Source organism: Bacillus cereus group sp. BfR-BA-01380 (genome assembly GCF_022663535.1).
Classification (GTDB): Bacteria; Bacillota; Bacilli; order Bacillales; family Bacillaceae_G; genus Bacillus_A; species Bacillus_A cereus_BB.
The window spans coordinates 1-229 of sequence record NZ_JAKUFS010000125.1 but is presented as its reverse complement, the minus strand read 5'-3'; the positions used below and the strand labels follow the sequence as shown (position 1 = coordinate 229).

The following is a 229-nucleotide window of genomic DNA, read 5'->3' as shown; positions in this document are numbered from 1 at the left end:
GACTTATTGCTTATTTAATTAAGAGTGCGGGTGAAGGGAGTCGAACCCCCACGCCAAAGGCGCCAGATCCTAAGTCTGGTGCGTCTGCCAATTCCGCCACACCCGCATATTTCATTTTAAAAATGGTGAGCCATGAAGGACTCGAACCTTCGACCCTCTGATTAAAAGTCAGATGCTCTACCAACTGAGCTAATGGCTCTTAAATGGCTGGGCTAGCTGGATTCGAACC

2 tRNA genes are annotated in these 229 nt (G+C 48.5%); both read right to left on the bottom strand.

Annotation, left to right across the window (positions count from 1 at the left end):
• Window positions 1–25: 25 nt before the first annotated feature.
• Window positions 26–106, bottom strand: a tRNA-Leu gene (locus MR076_RS26205).
• A 17-nt stretch (window positions 107–123) separates the two neighbouring features.
• A tRNA-Lys gene (locus MR076_RS26200) sits at window positions 124–199 on the bottom strand.
• Window positions 200–229 lie beyond the last annotated feature (30 nt).